General features: G+C 37.7%; 17 protein-coding genes. 10 read left to right on the top strand and 7 right to left on the bottom strand.

Annotated elements, in window-relative coordinates; all coding sequences use genetic code 11:
• Positions 1 to 163: 163 nt before the first annotated feature.
• Both GVK91_RS09750 and GVK91_RS09745 read right to left on the bottom strand, forming a co-directional pair.
• The gene (locus GVK91_RS09750; protein ID WP_159728252.1) at positions 164 to 736 is read right to left on the bottom strand and encodes a hypothetical protein; all 573 of its coding nucleotides are present in this window, start codon (positions 734 to 736) and stop codon (positions 164 to 166) included.
• 21 nt (positions 737 to 757) lie between these two features.
• Positions 758 to 1,837 carry a fatty acid desaturase gene (locus GVK91_RS09745; protein ID WP_235032850.1) on the bottom strand — a complete coding sequence of 360 codons (1,080 nt, stop codon included), beginning with the start codon at positions 1,835 to 1,837 and terminating at the stop codon, positions 758 to 760.
• A 356-nt stretch (positions 1,838 to 2,193) separates the two neighbouring features.
• Here GVK91_RS09745 and GVK91_RS09740 point away from each other — a divergent pair, with 356 nt between their 5' ends.
• Positions 2,194 to 2,622, top strand: coding sequence for a PepSY-like domain-containing protein (locus GVK91_RS09740; protein ID WP_153846480.1), 429 nt, complete (start codon positions 2,194 to 2,196; stop codon positions 2,620 to 2,622).
• A 3-nt stretch (positions 2,623 to 2,625) separates the two neighbouring features.
• On the top strand, positions 2,626 to 5,037 hold the full coding sequence (locus GVK91_RS09735; protein ID WP_159728250.1) for an outer membrane beta-barrel family protein: 2,412 nt from the start codon (positions 2,626 to 2,628) through the stop codon (positions 5,035 to 5,037).
• A 149-nt stretch (positions 5,038 to 5,186) separates the two neighbouring features.
• On the opposite strand, the gene GVK91_RS09730 is transcribed toward GVK91_RS09735, so the two are convergent.
• Positions 5,187 to 6,593 carry a hypothetical protein gene (locus GVK91_RS09730; protein ID WP_159728248.1) on the bottom strand — a complete coding sequence of 469 codons (1,407 nt, stop codon included), beginning with the start codon at positions 6,591 to 6,593 and terminating at the stop codon, positions 5,187 to 5,189.
• 125 nt (positions 6,594 to 6,718) lie between these two features.
• Between GVK91_RS09730 and GVK91_RS09725 the strand changes: the two genes are divergently transcribed.
• The 5 genes from GVK91_RS09725 (at position 6,719) to GVK91_RS09705 (ending at position 11,354) form a co-directional block, all read left to right on the top strand.
• Complete coding sequence (locus GVK91_RS09725) at positions 6,719 to 8,017, top strand: hypothetical protein (protein WP_159728246.1); 1,299 nt, start codon at positions 6,719 to 6,721, stop codon at positions 8,015 to 8,017.
• A 19-nt stretch (positions 8,018 to 8,036) separates the two neighbouring features.
• A complete protein-coding gene (locus tag GVK91_RS09720) occupies positions 8,037 to 9,134 on the top strand; it encodes a TlpA family protein disulfide reductase (RefSeq protein WP_159728244.1) in 1,098 nt (365 codons plus the stop codon).
• Between the two features lie 185 nt (positions 9,135 to 9,319).
• The gene (locus GVK91_RS09715) at positions 9,320 to 10,015 is read left to right on the top strand and encodes a VIT family protein (protein WP_159728242.1); all 696 of its coding nucleotides are present in this window, start codon (positions 9,320 to 9,322) and stop codon (positions 10,013 to 10,015) included.
• 35 nt (positions 10,016 to 10,050) lie between these two features.
• Positions 10,051 to 10,707, top strand: coding sequence for a CPBP family intramembrane glutamic endopeptidase (locus tag GVK91_RS09710; RefSeq protein WP_159728240.1), 657 nt, complete (start codon positions 10,051 to 10,053; stop codon positions 10,705 to 10,707).
• 215 nt (positions 10,708 to 10,922) lie between these two features.
• Positions 10,923 to 11,354, top strand: a complete 432-nt coding sequence (locus GVK91_RS09705; protein ID WP_159728238.1) for a hypothetical protein — start codon at positions 10,923 to 10,925, stop codon at positions 11,352 to 11,354.
• A 29-nt stretch (positions 11,355 to 11,383) separates the two neighbouring features.
• Here GVK91_RS09705 and GVK91_RS09700 read toward each other — a convergent pair whose 3' ends face one another.
• On the bottom strand, positions 11,384 to 12,232 hold the full coding sequence (locus GVK91_RS09700) for an NAD(P)-dependent oxidoreductase (protein WP_159728236.1): 849 nt from the start codon (positions 12,230 to 12,232) through the stop codon (positions 11,384 to 11,386).
• A 336-nt stretch (positions 12,233 to 12,568) separates the two neighbouring features.
• On the opposite strand from GVK91_RS09700, the gene GVK91_RS09695 reads away from it, so the two are divergent.
• Positions 12,569 to 13,780 carry an enolase C-terminal domain-like protein gene (locus GVK91_RS09695; protein ID WP_159728234.1) on the top strand — a complete coding sequence of 404 codons (1,212 nt, stop codon included), beginning with the start codon at positions 12,569 to 12,571 and terminating at the stop codon, positions 13,778 to 13,780.
• Positions 13,781 to 13,989: 209 nt separating this feature from the next.
• Positions 13,990 to 14,370, top strand: coding sequence for a YidH family protein (locus GVK91_RS09690; RefSeq protein ID WP_153846473.1), 381 nt, complete (start codon positions 13,990 to 13,992; stop codon positions 14,368 to 14,370).
• Between the two features lie 98 nt (positions 14,371 to 14,468).
• On the opposite strand, the gene GVK91_RS09685 is transcribed toward GVK91_RS09690, so the two are convergent.
• Complete coding sequence (locus GVK91_RS09685) at positions 14,469 to 15,650, bottom strand: MFS transporter (RefSeq protein WP_159728232.1); 1,182 nt, start codon at positions 15,648 to 15,650, stop codon at positions 14,469 to 14,471.
• A 248-nt stretch (positions 15,651 to 15,898) separates the two neighbouring features.
• Between GVK91_RS09685 and GVK91_RS09680 the strand changes: the two genes are divergently transcribed.
• Positions 15,899 to 16,828, top strand: a complete 930-nt coding sequence (locus tag GVK91_RS09680) for a ketopantoate reductase family protein (protein WP_159728230.1) — start codon at positions 15,899 to 15,901, stop codon at positions 16,826 to 16,828.
• A 104-nt stretch (positions 16,829 to 16,932) separates the two neighbouring features.
• Here GVK91_RS09680 and GVK91_RS09675 read toward each other — a convergent pair whose 3' ends face one another.
• Together GVK91_RS09675 and GVK91_RS09670 are read right to left on the bottom strand one after the other, a co-directional pair.
• A complete protein-coding gene (locus tag GVK91_RS09675) occupies positions 16,933 to 17,982 on the bottom strand; it encodes a DKNYY domain-containing protein (protein WP_159728227.1) in 1,050 nt (349 codons plus the stop codon).
• A 104-nt stretch (positions 17,983 to 18,086) separates the two neighbouring features.
• Positions 18,087 to 18,461 (bottom strand): nuclear transport factor 2 family protein, encoded by a 375-nt coding sequence (locus GVK91_RS09670; RefSeq protein WP_159728225.1) that lies wholly within the window; start codon positions 18,459 to 18,461, stop codon positions 18,087 to 18,089.
• Positions 18,462 to 19,075: the final 614 nt, after the last annotated feature.

Here is a 19,075-nt window from a genome sequence, read left to right as displayed (position 1 = left end):
TTCAAGCTTTTCATAACCTATTCAGACAGCTGCGCAGGATGTTTAGTTCAATAGATTTAATAGGGATGAGTCCGATTGAATATCGTGCTCATCGCTATTAAATTTAATAAAAAAGGGCCGATCTTATTAGTTATTACAACTTAAAATACCCTTTTTTATTGATCTATAGTTTTTGGAATCGTTTAGCAAAATCAATGGCAAAATGATTTAATTGGATCTTACCATAGATAGGCTGACCCTGAATTTCAAAATCTTGTTGTAATTTTCCTGCACGGATTGCCTGCCCCATCTCTACATAGAGTGATGCAATTTCTGTTGGAAGTCCCGCCTTTAACATACCGTCCAAAGCTTGTTCGTCGGTAAATTCAATCCATGGCAGGTTTGGATTACCAATAGCAGCTCCCAATGTGTGGGCAATTTCTGCTCCTGAAACATAATCGCTAACAATATAACGCACGTGATGTCCAACTTCTGAATTTTGGAGCGCATCGGCTGCGGCAGTAGCAATATCTAAGGGATCAACCAATGGAATTTTTATCTCTGCGGGGAAGTTTGATCCTTCAATACCTGCGTTTTTGATTAATGGAATATCGTTATAAAAATTCGTGTAGAAATATCCGGCACGCAAAAAGGTAATATGAACATCGCGTAGTGTTTTGTATATCTCTTCAATTTGGTGCAGACCGCGAATTGGTCCTGTTCCAGCATCAAAATCAGCTCCAACGCTGCTTAACAAAATTATAATAAGAGCGATTGATTATCCCTTAGATTTTAGGTAGGGGATACGATATTGTTCGTCAAATCTTTTCTTGTCATCACGATAACTACTGACTGCGCCGAGTTTATGCATCATTTTGATATAACACCAAGCGAGATCAATCTGATAAGGTTTAAAACCACTTCGTGCACTCTTAGGATATAAATGATGGTTGTTGTGCCATTCACCCGCTACAATTCCGGGCCATAACTGATTTATCGATTTGTCTTTCTCATTGAAATCAATACCTTCACGTTGCTTGTCTTCACCTTTTGCATGGCCTTCATAGTTGAATGTCCGTACACCGATTGCCCAGAAACCGGCCGCACCAAAGAGTGTACAGGCAAGTGCGTGGCCACCGATCAAATAGAAAATGGCATACCAAAAAGCCCAGTTTAGTATCCAGGATCCGATAGCATGAGAAGGATTTACGTACGACCCCCATTTTCGATATTGTGCATAACTATTGGCGGTTACACCAGTGTGTCGCATCAGTAATTTGACACGGTTATATGAATTTTCCGTAAGGTCCTTAGCAATAGGCTGATGATTTACATCGGCTAAAAAACAGTATAGAAAGCCAGCTTGTGCATTATAAGGGTCACCAGGGGTGTCAGATTTTGCGTGATGAACATGATGTGAAATCACATATATTTCTTCTGGAATTACATTAATAGTCAGATTCTGTGTGAAAAAACGCCAGAATCCGTTCCGGAATTTAAATGCGCCGTGTGTTGCAAATCGATGGTGCCATATCGTACCATGAGTCCCCATAACGATCATACTGTAGACAAATGCTGCCAAGACAGTCCACCAACTGAAGTGATACACCAAAAAGATGATAAAAAAGGGGATGAGGCAAGCTACTTTTAGCCAGCTAAAAAAGGGTAACCAATTTCTTTTATCTTTAAAAATATTGAGGCGTTTGAAGAATTCGCTGAAAATTTCTTTTTTGCTTGGCTTTACGAGGTTTCCATCGTTGTCTTTCCATCCGTAGGTAGGAACTTGCAGAACATGGTCTAAAAAGGGCATTTGTGGTTGATGTAAATTATAATATTTGCTAAAGCTACCATTTAACATCGTTAAAAAGTGTTAATACGAAAAGTTTAACATATCCTTAAGATGTATCAGGCTATTTGGAAAAATAAAATACTGTAAGGAAAGCGAATCCCATACGCGGTAAGTTTAATCTTATATAGTTTTCGATATTCACTCATACAATCGACGTTTTTTCCTCGGAACTTAATCGCTATTTATTCGCTTCCAACCGAAGAAGCACCGAAGAAGTTCCGAACAAGCACCGAACAAGCACCGAGTAATCTCCGAAGATGATAGCTATTCATTAGCTCCACAATTTCCATTGTCCTGGTTGGTATTGAGTTCTAAATTTCTTCTAAATTGTTTTTGAATTTTATGGAATCATTAATAAAAAGAACATGAAAAGATTAATTTTTATTTTGGCCCTGATGGTAAGCGTATCATTGGCCAAAGCTCAAGAAGTCTCAGAAAAGAAAGTTCCATCAGTAATTAGGCTGGCGTTTCAACAGAAATACCCTAATGTAAAGTCGGTTAAATGGGAAAAAGAAAAGGGAAATTATGAAGCTGGATTTAAGGATGGGAAAATTAATTATTCCGTCCTTATAAATGCCGCAGGAGATATTATTGAAACCGAGGTTGGAATTCCTGCCGGAGAGCTTCCTGCAGACGCTAAAGCTTATGTAATCAAAAACTATCCACATAAAAATATCAAAGAAGCAGCTAAAATTACTGATGCTAGAAATAATGTTAGCTATGAGGCTGAAGTCGATGGTAGGGACTTAATTTTTGATGATAAGGGTAAATTTCTAAAGGAGGTTAGGGATTAGATTATGGTTCAATTACGGTTATTTTTTATTTTTATTTTAGTCATATTTTCTTCGGTTGTTTCTGCACAGGTATCGTCTGTTAGCCTTTCAGGTATTATAAAAAATAAGACGGATAAATTGGCTATTCAATACGTTAATGTTGTGGTCAAATCTGATAAAGACGACGCTTTTATCGCCGGAACGATGACAAACGATGAAGGCCGGTTTACCATTTCCAAAATTAAGCCAGGAAATTACCAATTAAACATTTCATTTACAGGGTTTGAGGATAAGAAGCAATCCCTATTTGTTGGTAGTCTTTCGGAGTTTTTGGATATCCCAACGATCGAGTTGGAGGAGCGTTCCATCGCATTAGAAGGGGTTACCGTGACTGCTCAGGCAGGTCATGTAAGTAATAAACTGGATAAGAAAATCTATTCCGTTGCCGATAATATAAGTCAGACCGGCGGTTCTGTTTTGCAGACGATGCAAAATTTGCCCGGAATTACGGTTCAGGATGGCAAAGTTCAACTGAGAGGCAATGACAAAGTCACCGTGCTTATCGATGGAAAACAAACCGCCTTGACAGGTTTTGGTAGCCAATCTGGGTTGGATAATCTTCCGTCATCAGCGATAGATAAAATAGAGATCATCAATAATCCTTCTTCGAAGTATGATGCCAACGGAAATGCAGGTATTATTAATATCATTATGAAGAAAAGTAATCAAAATGGATTTAATGGTAAAGTAGGTTTCAGTTCCGGATTGGGTTCATTATGGATACGGAAGGAAAATCTACCAACCATAAGACCACAATATACTTTAACACCTAAAATCAATCCCAGTGTATCATTAAATTACAGAAAAGATAAGGTCAACATTTTCATACAGGCCGATAATCTCTATACACAGACACTGAACAAGAATGAATTTGTAACTCGTAAATATGAAGATGGTACAATAATTAACTCACAGCTGAAACGAAATCGGAATACGAATTTTCTAACGACGAAAGCGGGGATAGATTGGCATATTGACGAGCAGAATAATCTGACTATTTCGGGGATGTATGGTAGTGAGAAGATTATTGACCGGGGCGATCAACCTTTTTTCAATGCTGATATTTCAACACGCTTGCGTCTTTGGCAATTTTTGGAAGATGAATTGAAGACAACAGCCATGGCGACCACTTCTTATCAGCACAAATTTAAAGATGCCGGGCATTTGCTCAATGTTGGTTTTAATTATACATTTCATCGAGAAGACGAAAAGTACTTCTATGACAATTATCTACCTTCTTCGAAAGGAACAGACTCTTTTAAGCTGCTATCTGACGAACAGGTTTATGATGTTAATGTAGATTATATCAAACCGCTGAAATATGGACGTATTGAAACCGGAATAAAGGTGAGAAACCGGAATATTCCAACTAATATGGAGTTTAAACCGGGCGCCAACTCTGTTCTTGATATGGATGCTGGCGGCTGGGCAAATTACAAGGAATTAATACAAGCAGTGTATGGGAATTATGTTTTCGAAAATGAAAAATGGGAGGCTGAATTAGGCTTGCGTCTAGAATATGTGAAAATTCAATATGATGTAAATCCAAATCATAACACCTATAAAAGCGATGGGTACAATTATACGCAACCCTTTCCCAATATGAGATTGGCCTACAAACTTAACGACAATAACAAGCTTTCGGCTTTTTATAATCGGCGAGTGGACCGACCTAATGAAGTTGACATTCGTATTTTTCCAAAGTATGATGATGCTGAAATTATCAAGGTTGGAAATCCAGGCTTGCGTCCTCAGTTCACCAATTCTGTCGAATTGGGATATAAGAACACCTGGAGCAAGGGTTACTTTTACGCCGCAATGTATCACCGTTTCGCTGATGGAACTTTTACACGGATATCGAGTACTCTTCCGGACAGTAAATTAATTTATGCTGTATTCCAAAATGCAGGAAAGAGCTTCAATACGGGGATTGAAACAATCTTGAATCAAAAAGTATCTTCAATTTACTCCTTTAATATTAATGGTAATCTCTATCGAAACCAAATCAATGCCTTTACAGTAGAAAATCTTTATCCCGAACTCAATACTTTTTCAGCAGATCGGCAGACTGCACTTTCAGGGAACTTGAAGTTTAACAATATGTTTCGTTTTGCAAGAGGATGGGACGGGCAGATTACAGCAATCTATTTGGCACCGGATATTATACCGCAGGGAAAAATCCAATCGAGGTTTTCAATAGATGCAGGACTAAAAAAATCCGTTCAAAAAGGAAAAGGCGAGCTTTTCTTTAATGCAACGGATTTATTAAATACGATGGTTATTAAGCGAAAAATAGATGGTATTGGTTTTAATTATACAAGCCACGATTATTACGAAACGCAGGTGCTGAGACTAGGATATAATTATAAATTTTAAAGAGCGTAACGTTCTGAAGGAAAAACACAAACACGGGTGCGAAAGTTGCCGCGAGATGGATGATAGGAGAACCAAGCAGCTCAGTCCTAATTGAAATTGGACTGAGCTGTTGAGGCAAGGTATATACTGCGCTATGAAGTGATTTTATTTTATCGTTCCCTAATAAATTTCATCTCAAATCCATTCTCTTTTCTCACCACCTGTTGTAAATCGGGCGTAAATTGCAATTCTATACCGAGGCCCATTTTAAACAAGTTATTTCCGAGATAATCGAGTGCTACATTTTCTTGATTAGGGGCCTCTAAAATTAACATACCATCCTTTTCTACAAAGGTTAACTTAGATGTGGGAGCTGTCTCATCCGCATAGGTACCCAAATAGCTATCGATATGTTCGATGGAATGTTTTCTTTCCTGATATGGTTCTATAGCGGTAATATTTTCCATATTTTCCAAACGGGCCATTAATCCCCAGCCATAAAAATCATTGGATACTCCTACGAGTAATTGGTTTTCACCTTTTTTAAGCTTTAATCGAGCATTTCCATTCTGTACAGATATTCTTCCGTCAGGATATTTTTTCATATTCTGACGGAAGATATTTTTGTCAGTGTAGGTGATCTGATTATTTAGATAAAGCCATATTTCATCCGAGAATCCGAGCTGGAGATTGACGAACGTAGGCTCCTTCACGGTAATAACGGCTTTTAGCCAAACTATCCTGCGTTTTTCTGCAGCACCAAAGCGTCTTGTCAGGTTTATCAATCCATATCGCTCAGCGGCTATTTTTTCTGTAAAGGCTTCGTCTTTAGGTAGGTCACGAAAAGTAGTTGGCTCCCTTCCTTCCTCCAAAGTCGTGGACTGGGTTATAGACCAATTTCGGATATAATTTGCTTCATGGCGGGTCAGGTCTACACCTTCAACCTGTGGTAATTCTTCCGTTTCGTTGGGTTTGATCTCGATATTGCTGATGTAGGAGTCGCCGTCAAATGCAATGTATCCGCTATGTTCGCGCCCCTCAAGTTTTGGCACCGTCAATCTGAGGCTATTGTTGACAAAAACCTGCATTTGCATTCCGGAAATGACGAGTTTAATATGGTTCCATTCATCTGCTTTGGCCGCTGCAGCAGCCTGATATTGGGGATACATGTCCCACATGTTGACACCGTGTAAGATAGGACAGTACTGAATACCTTCATTGGCAAAAGGGTCGGTCATTTTAGGCACTCGCAGATAGACAATCTCTTGTTCTCTTTCATCTTTTCGATGGAAATAAATGGCGCTGGCAAATTCTGTTTTCGCAGGTATCACATCATACTGGATGGTTCCATCTTTGAAAATTAAGTCTCTAATCATTACCGGACCAGATGCTGGAGCGATTTTTATTGCTCTACGGCCCTTAAAATTTAGAAAATCCACTTTTCCGTTCTGAAAGACCCATTTTTCTGCGCTTAGTGTAATATTTGTGCCTGCTGATGTCTTAATTTTCTTTTCTTGAGCGTCACTTTGGAATAAAGCGACCAATATTAAGACTAGTATCAAGAATGTTTTTTTCATGTTAATAAAGTTTTTGATAAATTTAGCGTGTAGGCATTATTTTAACGCGTTCAACCTTGCATCAAGTTTATTCAAGTTTGTTCAAGATGATTGTTTGTTTTTAAAATTCTGATATGTAGTAAATTATGATTAAGTCGAGTCATCCTGAATTATTTCAGCATCTTAAGAATTCCATTGAAAATAAACTTGAATGGGGTGAAACTTCCAATTGGAGTACCGCCGATTTCGAAAAACTTTCGGAAAAGATTCAGGAAAAAACGGGGGTTATACTTAGCATTTCTACATTGAAGCGGATTTTTGGTAGGATTGATTACCAAAGTAAACCTGCCCTGACGACATTAAATACATTGGCACAGTATCTTGGTTATGAAGACTGGCGAGCTTTCCGCAATGCTTATGTACAGAAAGAGATAACGCAGAATCAGCTATATAGTAAATCCGCTGTTGAGCCACAAGTGAGCGTACGAAAAAAGTATGGTTCTATATTGATTATAGCTATTTCATCTGTCATTGTCCTTGTCGTGGTCCTACTATTTGGTAATAGCTTTGTCCAAAAAAAGAAGCATTTTAATGGTAACGCTTTCCACTTTTCGTCCAAGACAATGCTGACACAGGGGTTACCCAATTCAGTTGTATTTGATTATGATGCTTCGGCAGCAAATGAAGACGATTCGGTATTCATTGCACAAAGCTGGGACACTAGCCGCAAGACGCAGGTGGATAGAAACGACAAACATCACTCCGCTATTTATTACTATCCAGGTTACTTCAGGGCCAAGCTGATTATTGGGGACAAAATTGTTCGAGAACATGATATACAGATTAAAACAGATGGCTGGTTAGGATTGGTAGAAGCAGCGTGGGGAAAAGAACCGTTATATTTCAAAAAAACTGAAATCACATTGCCACATGAAATTGCCGTTACGCAGGAGCTGCTGAAAAGTTATAAGGTCGATCTCCTCCCTGAAGCTCCACCGGTTAGATTTTACAATCAAAAGAATATGACAGGAGTTATGACCAATAATTTTAGTTTTGAAACGGACATAAAAACAGGGATAGTCAATAGTGGCAATATTTGCCAACGTGTGGAAGTACTCTTACAGTCTAAAAACGATATATTTATTATACCTTTAGTAAACACAGCCTGTATCGGTGACATAGCCCTTACAGCTGGTGGTTTTTATACGGATAGTAAACAAGATGACCTCAGTGGATTTGGCTGTGATCTTTCCGAATGGACTAAGCTTAAAATAGTCTGTAAAAACCAGCAGATTAGATTTTGGATTAATGATAAACCTGTATATGCAACTACGATTAAAAATGCACCAACTGAAATAGTCGGTCTTCAATATCGTTTTAAGGGGGCAGGTTTTATTAGAAATACTCGTTTAAGTGGATCGGAGATGAAGGAAATTATTTTTTGATAAGGAAACTAATACGCATATGATGATAGTAAAAAAAATACTTCTTTTTTTATTTTTCTTACCTCTCGCTTGCCTGGCTCAGCAAAAAAAAGGAAAGCTTTTCGAAATTCAATTTGATCTTTCAGGATTTTCTAATGGTTCAAAGTTTGAACTGAGCAGTTTTCAGAATGACAGTCAGTCTTATTCAGGTGTACTTACGGATGGAAAATGTACGATAAAAGGAACTTTGCTGGAACCAACCTTATATATACTAACTGCAAAGCCCAATTTGAGAACCGTGATTTGGATAGAGCCTGCACGGATGAAGATTTTGGGCGATAGCCTGAATTTTTCAAATATCGAAGTGCTGAATTCTAGATCACAAGCTGAGGCCATTCCGATCAATAAACAGCTGGATCCCATGTGGAAAAAAGCCGCTGCACTTGATAAGGAGATAGAAGTTGAAACTGATTCAGTCAAACAGACTGAGTTGAGAATTGCATCGGATCACTATTATTGGTCCATAAGACAATTAAGAATCGATAATATTTTTAATAAAAAACCTTCTTATCCGCTTATGCAGGAACTCTATTTCCTAAGAACATCATTAACAAGAGATTCCTTACAGTTAGCTTATGGTAGATTTCCGGAGAATATAAAAAATAGTAGGACTGGACGCTTTTTAAAGGAATTTATTCAAGCAAAAGAACTTAGAAAGGGAGACTTGGCTCCATCCTTTATTGCACAAGATGTTAATAATAATGATCTAAAACTAGTTGATTTTAGAGGAAAGATTGTTGTGCTCGATTTTTGGGCTGCCTGGTGCGTTCCATGCAGACAAAGTAACAAAAAGCTACCGATGCTGTATGCTAAATATAAAAAACTAGGATTAGAGATTATATCCTTTAATCTAGATACGAATAGGGAGATCTGGAAAAAAGCTGCCGTTGAAGATAACATATCCTGGATTAATGTTGGCGATCAGCAAGCACTACACAGTAAAACGGCCATCACCTATCGGGTACAGGGGTTACCAAAAGTTTATATCATTGACCGAAATGGGATTATCCTTGAAACTGGAGGATCTGGAGTTGACCTTGAACGTGTCTTAAAAGAAAACCTAACACCTTCTCTTTAAGCCCCTGAGTAGAATAAAGTTTGCGAAATGTTGAAAGGTAATGGTTAAAAGGGATAACCACAATTGAAAAAAATCAGGATGGCACTGTAGGTAATTTGATAGGTTGTTGACTTACAGCGATATCAGTGTGGCTTTAAATAAATATAATTGCTAAATTTAAGTGTCTTTCACAAACACATACTGATATGCACCATCCATTAGAAAAACACTATGTCAACCGGGTTGGGTGGCTTCGCGCTGCTGTTTTAGGTGCCAACGATGGCTTATTATCGACGACGAGTATTGTAATTGGAGTTGCAGCGGCAAGTCCTGAACGCAATACCATTGTCTTGGCAGCATTAGCGGGCATGATTGCGGGAGCAATGTCTATGGCAGCAGGAGAATATGTTTCCGTAAGCTCACAGGAAGATACCGAAAAGGCCGATCTCCTACGTGAGAAAAAGGAACTTGAAGAAATGCCTGAAATCGAGCTACAGGAATTAGCCAACGTTTATGAAAGAAGAGGCGTCAGTCAAGAAACCGCCTTACAGGTTGCACGTGAACTAACGGCACATGATGCATTGGGCGCCCATGCACATGACGAATTGGGTATCAATGAGATTACACAAGCTAAACCTCTACAAGCTGCACTGGCATCTCTGGGCTCATTTGCGTTAGGAGCGCTACTTCCATTTATGGTTTCATTGCTTGCACCAATTAAGCAGATGGTCTATCTGCAGTATGGTTTTACGATTATTTTTTTAATGGTTCTTGGAGCGATTGCGGCCAAGACTGGAGGCTCGAGTATCGGAGTTGCAGTAGGCAGAATATGTTTCTGGGGGACAATAGCAATGGGAGTGACAGCGTTAATAGGACACTTTTTTGGTGTTACAGTTGCTTAAATTTTTGAAATAATACGCACTTCATAACTGCACCTATGAAAAGGAAAGCATTTTCAATAATTCAGGATATCGGGTTCATCCTATTTCTTGTCGTATTTCCACATGCTGTGCCATTACCTTTTTATTCCTATGCAGTCATTTGTTTTCTAGCAATTTTTCTTGTTTTAAGAAGAAAAGGCAGGACATTGAGGGATTTGGGATTAGATAAGAAAAACCTTTCTTCGCGTGCTATTCTTTTAGGAATTCTCTCTGCATTAGCCTGGGTAATATTTATGCAGATAATATATATTCCAGTTATCAAACATCTATTTAATGTTCCCGATTATACGGAGTATAATTTTATTAGGAGTAGTATAGCGAGATTGATTATGACAATTGTTGCAGCATGGATTATTGGTGGATTTTATGAGGAAGTTGTGTTTCGGGGCTATATCCAGAATATACTCGAAAAAAGATTGTTTAAAGGAATTGGACGTTGGTTGCCTATCGTGATAACCAGTATTCTTTTCGGTCTCTATCATCTGCAGCAAGATATATTTGCTGTTATAGCTGCTTGTTTGGGAGGATTGTACTGGGGTATTTTATATAAAAAATGGAATAATAATCTTTGGGTTTCAATCATTTCACATGCGCTATTCGATATGATTACCCTTATCCTAATCTATACTGGGAAATTTGGAAAACTTATATAGATTTTGTTGTTTTTTGAGACTTGTTTCATATGCTTTGTAAGCTCAGACAAGAATCTGGCGATAGAAAAACAGCCGACTAAATATGGCAAAAGTATTACCCTTATTTATTGATAGTGGACGAATATTAAGGAGATCAAAGCGATAATTATATTATGTGGGAGATTCCTTTTGCTTTTAACTATTTTGGTGTATTAAATCAATTTTTTATAATTAGTATGAAAATCAATCTATCACAGCGTACACTTATTTTTTATGGTGTCTTGGCGCCCTTTATTATTTTCGGATCAATCTATAATCTTTTGGGAATTATTTCAGGTACAAGTACGGTTATTTCTTTTGGAGCCTTTGCTCTCTTTGGATTTGTTCTTTTACCAGCCTTACTTGTTTCCACCTATCGGCAAAACCGTTGTACGCTATTCAGTGACCGGATAAGCATTGGAAAAAAAGAATATGTTTTCGATAGTTACGCAGTTTCTATTGTTGAAAAGTATCTACCGCTAAAGGATAGGCCACTTTTTTCATTATTTAGAACACAATATGCTAATTTAATTATTCGGGAAAAATCAAGTGGACAAATCGTGCTCAACAAAGATTTAGCTATTTCCTTGCAATCAATAAATAAAATGAAGGCGTTTTTATCGGTGTAGATCAATAACTAAAGTGCCGTCTTGCTGTTTTATGGAAGTTGATTGAGAAGAAATTCGAAAGTATACTGCGGAGTGTAACCAAGTAATTGCATTGCTTTATCACTTCGGTACACTCTATCTATCGATGTTGGAAAACTCCAGCTTCTCTGTCGGTATATTTCAACGGCATTTGGGATACGCTTAGCGATGATATGGGAAGGGTTAGATTTTAGTTCAATTAAATCCTCAATTTCAAAAGGCGAACCGCTAGAAACATTAAAAATCTGAAACGACGTAAAGTTGGTCTCAACACCTAGTCGAAGAGCCTCAGCTCCATCTCTTTCATCTAATCCCCGATACAAACGATGATTTAGCATAAGGTTATCGGGTTCTGGAAGAAATCGGCCAACGCGATAGACGCTGGTCATTAGCTGTTCTTTTTCGAAAAAGTCTCTACAGAGCTCTTCACAAGCCTGTTTGGTAATATCATAAATATCACGGGGTTGGGCTATAAGTTCCTCTGTAACCCACACCGCTTTTTCCGCATCAACAAGTGCATTGCCATATATGGAGGTTGTAGAGGTAAAAAGAAAACGCTTTATTCCGTTCTTTACACAGGCATTTAACAGATTTAATGTTCCTGTTATATTGGTATCTATAAAACTTTGCCGGCTATAATTCAAATCCATATGTCTACCATGCAGCGCTGCAGCATGGATAATGGCTTCATAACCACTTGTGAATTCATTAACTGACCCGGCTCGTTTTACATCTAATAATTGATCAGTGGTATCGCTTTCCAATAAATCAACTCCCGTAACATCGTGTCCAGCCCGAGGTAGATTCCGAACTGTTACACTTCCTAATTTTCCCGAAGATCCTGTTACCAATATGCGCATATATACAAAATAAAGGAAAATTTAAGACATAGGTATTTATATGCAATTTTTTTCTGCGGTATTGGTATGAGGTAATAAGGCTGCTCGAAGCAGTAAAGATAGTCATACGGTAATTGTACACAACAGAGACATTTATAAAAAAAAATGATACAAATTGTACAGCAATTGATACGGCCTGTCAATAAATACAAACGCGTATGCAGTATCTTTCATATGGATATTTATAAACTAATTATAAAGCTTTGGTTAGATGGCTAGTTATGCCTACGCTGTGTAAAGGAAAAAACTAGAAACAAGTCTTTCCTGACGGTTTCGGATAATCGAAATAAATCAACTATGAAAAGAAGAACATTTATTCAGGCGCTGAATTTTGGCATTGCCTCAGCTACGTTGTATAAAGGTTACGCAAATGAAATTTTATTTTCCTCTGATGCTGAACCAGGAAACAAGGTCCTGTCCTATCACAAGATAAAAGATATCAGATTTTTTACCGTAAAGATGAATTATCCGAGGCTTGTGGGGAAAAATGCCCGTCTCGACCTACATGGTTATGGACCTGATGTGGAAATATGTGTTATAAGGACAGATCAGGGAGCAATGGGCTGGGCCTCACTCCGTGGCTCAAGACGTGAAGCTGAAAAAATTTCGGGAGAATTGATAGGCAAGAAAATGTCAGATCTTTTTTCTCCCAAAGTCGGTACACTGCTGCAGACACATATTCCCTTTGATATGGCTCTTCATGATCTCGCAGGAGTCATTTTAAATAAACCTGTTTATGAAATACTTGGTCGAAAAGATCCGATCATAACAGATTATTATAGTGGTATGATCTATTTCGATGACTTAGAACCAGCGGATAGGCCATCAGGAATTGACCGTATTCTTGAGGAATGCCAATATGATTATGGAGTGGGGTACAGGCAATTTAAGTTAAAAATTGGAAGGGGGCATAAATGGATGCCTTTTTCCAAAGGACTTCAACGGGATATTGAGGTTACAAAAGCAGTGGCAGACGCATTTCCTGACTGCAGAATTTTAGTTGATGGAAATAACGGTTTTACATCAGACCAATTTATTCAGTATTTAAAAGGTATCCCAATGGTAAATCTCTTTTGGATAGAAGAACCTTTTCATGAAACGGTGATGGATTATCAAAAGCTTAGCGGCTTTTTAAAATCGGAAGGCATAAATACTTTGCTGGCGGATGGCGAAGCAGATCCTGATCAGAACTTGCTGAGAACCTTATTTGAAAAGAAACTGCTGGATGTTCACCTTACGGATATTGAAGGCCTTGGATTTACGAATTGGAGGAACTTAATGCCAAAGTTAATACAACTCGGAGCACAAGCATCTCCACATGCCTGGGGATCGCTTCTCAAGAGCTACTATACAGCGCATTTAGCCGGAGGGCTCGGAAATACCGTAACCATTGAAGGGGTTACAAGTACATCTGATGATGTGGATTTGTCGGGATATCTCGTCAAAGATGGGAAACTTATTCCTTCCTCATCTGCAGGGTTCGGTATTCCATTAATAAAAAAGATCTGAAAGAAGAAACATTAAAATATTTTTCAAACTTTTCAACGTTTTGCAGCGTTTAATGAAGAACAAACAAAATGACTTCTTAACCTTAAAAAATTGACTAACCTGTGAACGAAATGAGCTAAAGCATAGTCACAGCTGTAAAACGTTGTTTAAGGGCCAAGGAATGGGTTTTATAATTCTTTTAACTTAGTTGTTGATCAAAATTATTTCGAATGTCTAAAAATGCTCCACAAAAGGTAAATGACCATCTTGCTAATGAACGAACTTTCCTTGCTTGGATCCGGACAAGCCTAGGGATTATGGGATTCGGTTTTGTGGTTGTTAAGTTTTCACTATTTATTCGTCAGATTGAGCTCATTTTAAAAAAAGATGTAGTTGCAGGCTCCCAGCATGAACATTCTGGTGCTGTTGGCGTTTCCATTGTGGTCATTGGTGCATTGACGGTTATTGTCGCTTTCTTTAAATATCGTAAAACGAACAAACAAATCGAAGAAGAAAACTTTACTCAAACTTCAAATAGCATCACAATTGTGGCCGTATTAATTTTTGTCATAGGTATTATTCTGAGTTGGTATCTTATCGATGGTCTTTAAGGAGAAAGCGTTAGATCTAGTTCGCGCTGGAATGATTATCCAAGCTAACTAGATCTAAATTGTCGTGCATTGGCTATTTATAATACCGGCAAAATATATTATTGCTGTGTACACTGTACCGCGGTGATTTGATTTGTTGTGCCACGTTTTTCTAAAAACTGTCGTAGGGCGATCATCAGAAAGGCGAGAAAACCAAAAGCCATCGTAAGCCAGGGCGAAAATTCTATACCTTTCGAAACGATAATCCAGCCACCTATGGTAGTTCCCAAAGTTACCCCGAGATTGCCAAATGAAGTCGCTAGACTATTGGCAAATTCTAGCGCCTCGGGAGCGGAAGAAATCATATAGGTAGATGCGTTTAAGAAGCTAGGAGAATAAAGAAATCCCCATAAGGCAATCGTACAGACCGTAGCGAACATATTGCCATCTGAAAAATACAGTAATAAAGGAATAATAAGTGTACCCGATAAGAAGAATGCTGTGGTAAACGTAATATTTCGGTTGAGCATTTTCCCTGCCACCCAGTTTGCGATGACTCCAATAATACCAAATACAAATAGCATATAACTAACCATGGTGCTGTCCATATTCTTTGCTTTGTTTAAATATTCGGCGAAGTAACTATAGGTAGAAAACCAAGCTGATACCATAAAGAAATTCATTGCGGTACTGACCATAAAAATGGGTTTGGTTAATATTTTCATCTGACTGCCGTAGGATTTTTTTTCTTTTATGGGCAAAGGAGGAATGGCAAAATAGATTGCCAGCAGTGCTATAATACTGACAATAGCCTGTATCGTGAAAGAATATGTCCAGGAGTAGAGACTGGCAATGTAGGTGGCGAAGGGGACTGTTGTCACCATAGCAATTGCAACACCGCTAAAAACAATGCTCATAAGTTCATTTTCATTTTTCTTCCCCCCTTTTAAAATGGCGACAGACAATGCTGTCGCAATATAGACAGGTTGGAGAAAGGCAGGAAGAATTCTTACAGTAAGTAATAACCAAAAAGGAGGAGATAATGAAGAGACAATCGCCGTGACTAAGAAAATAGCGATGGCAGTTAACATGACTTTCTTGCGGTCGAATCCCGAAGCCAACAATGTCATAAATGGCCCAGTTAAGGCGATGATCAAGGCAAAAGCACTTAATAAATAACCTGCTTTGTCGATACTGATATGATAATGATCGGCTATTTGGGGCAAGATGCCAATAATGCCAAACTCGGTTGTGATTACTGCGAGAAAACCCAAAGCTCCGATGTATGCGTATTTTTTCATAAATAAAAACTTGTTGTACATGATTAATTATACGAGCAAATGTAAAGGCAAATACTTGCTTCTGGATGTAAAGCAGCTATTTGTGTGTTACTAACAAATTTGTAAGTAATGGTAAAAGAAAAGTTGTTCCTGAATAATTGATCTCCGCCTGACATTGATAAGTTGTGTGTTGTCAAAAGTTCCTTTATATTCACTTTAGATTTATTTTAAGGTTGAATACAGATAAGGAATACGAAATAAAAAAACTAATGGAACAGCATATATTAATTGTGGGCCTGGGGGGAGTGGGCGGATATTTTGGCGGTATGTTAGCGCGCAAGTATGAAAACACTGATATTCATGTCAATTTTTTGGCGCGAGGTAACCATCTTGAGGAGATTAACCAACATGGTTTAAAGCTGTTATTAGAAAAGGGAAGTTTTACAGCGAAGCCCTATAAGGCTTCCAGTGAGGCTGAAAACTTCACAAAAATGGATTACATTTTTCTTTGTACTAAATCTTATGATCTAGAAGATACTATGGCCTTATTAGGACCGTGTGTGAGCGCAGATACAGTATTCATACCCTTACAGAATGGAGTGGACAGCAAAGAACGTATCAACAGATATTATCCGAATAATTTGGTTGTGGATGGTTGCGCCTATATTGTGTCCCGGTTAAAGGCTGCCGGAGTAATTGAAGTGACAGGAAAATGGGGTACAATGAATTTCGGATTGAATGGAGAACATGATGAAAGACTGGATAGGTTATATCATCTTGTGCAACAGGCTGATATCCATGTGAATTATTCCGATGAAATTGAGAAAATAATATGGGACAAATTTATTTTTATTTCCGCTATGGCCACAGCTACTTCTTATTTTGATTGTTCTATTGGTCAGATAATGGAAGATCCAAAGAAGAAAGATGCGGTTATTAAACTTATTCAGGAGGTTACAACATTAGCTCAGGAAAAAGGAATTGTTATTGCTGATCATATTGTACATAGGACCTTGGACAAAATGGAACAAATGCCTTACGATGCGACTTCATCCATGCATACGGATTATCTTAATAAACGACCGAAAACAGAGTTGGCATCTTTGACAGCTTACGTTATTCGTGAATCTAAAAAGTATAATCTCGAGACACCTGAATATCAACTAATGTTTGATGTATTACGCCTAAAATCTGACTAGCTGTATTAAAATAGTTTGCGAGTTGGAAATTTCAATCGATAAATTCCTCTGGACAAGCTTTTTTTGAATACAAAAAGTAGGTTTAGCTGTCAAAAGAAAGCTGATTAGATTTTATTTCCTGTAAGGCCGCTGAATTTATTGCCTCGATTGTCTTTATAAAAATCACCGTCCTTCTTAAAACTATTTGCATCTACTCCTTCAAGCAGCTGTTTTTGATAAAAGACATTTTTTGCATCTTTTCCGAAATCGTGACCTAAAGGTATAAACGTTTTAATATCGGCACCCGGAATTATTTCCTGATTATAGTACACATTATTCTTGTCTTTTGAATAGGAGTTGCTTCCGTACACATCATTCTTTTCATCAATCGGGAATAACGCAAAGGAAGGAGCATCTACCTGTTCATATCTGAAGCTTTTCCCCCTGAATAGGATCGTTTTGTTGTCAACACTAATATGATCATGATCAAGTACACGAATTTTATCAATGGTCTTAAAAGACCTCGTTATGACATCTGATCCCTGCTGAAATGGTGGGTAATAAATAGTATTGCCAATTCTCATGTAATATTTGTTTATGGCTTCAATGTTTCCGGAGTTAGCAACAACTGCTTTAAAGGCACCTATATTCGGAGAGACATAAACTGAATCTTTATCCATTAAAAAATAGTCATTGACGAACGAAAAGGTTTTCCGATCTGCCTTTATCATGTCATTACTGTAGAAGTAATGGTCCTTGTCGCGTGCCCAGTTTATATGGTCCTTTACGAGCTCATATGTTTTTGGATCTGCTCCTTGGATGATATTAAAGCCTAGGGCCTGATCGATATAATAGACATGAAAACGATCTTTTGGAATCTGATTATCGACGTAAAAGGAATTCTTGTCCACAAATTTTTGAGTCGTGCCACGAAAATATACCGCATTTTTGTCTTTAGCTATATCTTCTGACAAAACCTCAAATGACTTTGTATCAGCCTGCATTTGTGAAATGCCCAAACTAAACCAATTTCCATTCTGACAATAAGCTATCTGCCCTTTTGAATCGATGAAGTAAGAACCGGATTTTTGTTTATCAACAGGTTTGCCAATATTTCGACAAGAAATAAAAAAGCAAAGTAAAATACAAGCCAGAAAAAAAGTATATTTTTTCATTTTTGCATTGCATATAATCCTAAATTTATTATTTATCATACCCATCTATATAAATTTACAACGACAAAATTAAAAAACCGAATTTTCAGTTTTCCGTTCCCTTATTAAGGCAATTGCATAAAACTGGCACCAATGACTTTTAGCGTGTTGTCAATGCGTTTCCATACCCTAAAATATCTAAATTTTCCTTCTAATGGTGTTCCCATTACCCTGCCTTTTGCCGTCATCGTAGTAACGGAAAGCGCGGTATCCCCAATTATTCTGATCTCATCAATTTCTGTTGAAGCATTTTCAATAATCATAGCTTTTGATCGGTGTGCATTTAGATCCATTTCTTTGGTTAACATTTGACCATCAGGTGCTACAGCAACAAGGTCGTCATATAGGAGGAGATCAAGACCATCTACATTACTGGCTAGCTGTGCCAAGAAAAGTTGGTTCTCTGCTTCTGCAATTTCTTTTTTCGTGATTTTATCCATATCCCTATCAGATTGTTAATTTTTTTTGTGCTTATTACTTTAAAAATAGTAAATCATTGTCGTTCTGTTTCGGTTTTAATTTTTTTGAGACACCTGCTAGCAGAATGATAAATTTAATTAACGTAAAAAAAATAGAGCTAGTTCACGACTATTTCTTCTGATTTACTATTTCTTTTTGCTAAAAAAGCTTTTGAATCACACTATTTTTACTAATCCTCACGCTATCAAGAATGAAAACAACATCCTGATAATAGACGCAATATGACAGGAACAGGTACGAGCTCTAGTCGAATGATTTTAGGGGATATAGTTGTAGTTGTTTAGCTACAAGAGTGATTGGTTATGGCATTATTTCTGTCTTCGAAATTTTGAGAAAATGGGAGAGTGCTATTGAAGTAAGGACCGAAAATATTTTAATTAACGATGTTCTTGTACAGCGCGTGTTATGTTGCAATTGATTGTTTTATATTCTGAGTTACGAATTTGTAGCATGTTGTAGTCGATTTGTTGTCGTTCTGGTATGTTTTTGTGGTCAAATTGAAGCCTTTTAACCCTTGATTAAGTTTTGAATTTTTGGCTTATTTGTTAGAGAAAGATTTCAGCCATAAATCAAC

The sequence above is a fragment of the Sphingobacterium sp. 18053 genome, from assembly GCF_902706145.1.
GTDB lineage: Bacteria > Bacteroidota > Bacteroidia > Sphingobacteriales > Sphingobacteriaceae > Sphingobacterium > Sphingobacterium paramultivorum.
This window is presented reverse-complemented; position numbering and strand designations above follow the sequence as displayed.

Coding starts and splice junctions, on each gene's coding strand:
- GVK91_RS09745 (WP_235032850.1), bottom strand. CDS start 1,837: ATGTTAAATGGTAGCTTTAGCAAATATTATAATTTACATCAACCACAA.
- GVK91_RS09740 (WP_153846480.1), top strand. CDS start 2,194: ATGAAAAGATTAATTTTTATTTTGGCCCTGATGGTAAGCGTATCATTG.
- GVK91_RS09735 (WP_159728250.1), top strand. CDS start 2,626: ATGGTTCAATTACGGTTATTTTTTATTTTTATTTTAGTCATATTTTCT.
- GVK91_RS09730 (WP_159728248.1), bottom strand. CDS start 6,593: ATGAAAAAAACATTCTTGATACTAGTCTTAATATTGGTCGCTTTATTC.
- GVK91_RS09725 (WP_159728246.1), top strand. CDS start 6,719: ATGATTAAGTCGAGTCATCCTGAATTATTTCAGCATCTTAAGAATTCC.
- GVK91_RS09720 (WP_159728244.1), top strand. CDS start 8,037: ATGATGATAGTAAAAAAAATACTTCTTTTTTTATTTTTCTTACCTCTC.
- GVK91_RS09715 (WP_159728242.1), top strand. CDS start 9,320: ATGCACCATCCATTAGAAAAACACTATGTCAACCGGGTTGGGTGGCTT.
- GVK91_RS09710 (WP_159728240.1), top strand. CDS start 10,051: ATGAAAAGGAAAGCATTTTCAATAATTCAGGATATCGGGTTCATCCTA.
- GVK91_RS09705 (WP_159728238.1), top strand. CDS start 10,923: ATGAAAATCAATCTATCACAGCGTACACTTATTTTTTATGGTGTCTTG.
- GVK91_RS09700 (WP_159728236.1), bottom strand. CDS start 12,232: ATGCGCATATTGGTAACAGGATCTTCGGGAAAATTAGGAAGTGTAACA.
- GVK91_RS09695 (WP_159728234.1), top strand. CDS start 12,569: ATGAAAAGAAGAACATTTATTCAGGCGCTGAATTTTGGCATTGCCTCA.
- GVK91_RS09690 (WP_153846473.1), top strand. CDS start 13,990: ATGTCTAAAAATGCTCCACAAAAGGTAAATGACCATCTTGCTAATGAA.
- GVK91_RS09685 (WP_159728232.1), bottom strand. CDS start 15,650: ATGAAAAAATACGCATACATCGGAGCTTTGGGTTTTCTCGCAGTAATC.
- GVK91_RS09680 (WP_159728230.1), top strand. CDS start 15,899: ATGGAACAGCATATATTAATTGTGGGCCTGGGGGGAGTGGGCGGATAT.
- GVK91_RS09675 (WP_159728227.1), bottom strand. CDS start 17,982: ATGAAAAAATATACTTTTTTTCTGGCTTGTATTTTACTTTGCTTTTTT.
- GVK91_RS09670 (WP_159728225.1), bottom strand. CDS start 18,461: ATGGATAAAATCACGAAAAAAGAAATTGCAGAAGCAGAGAACCAACTT.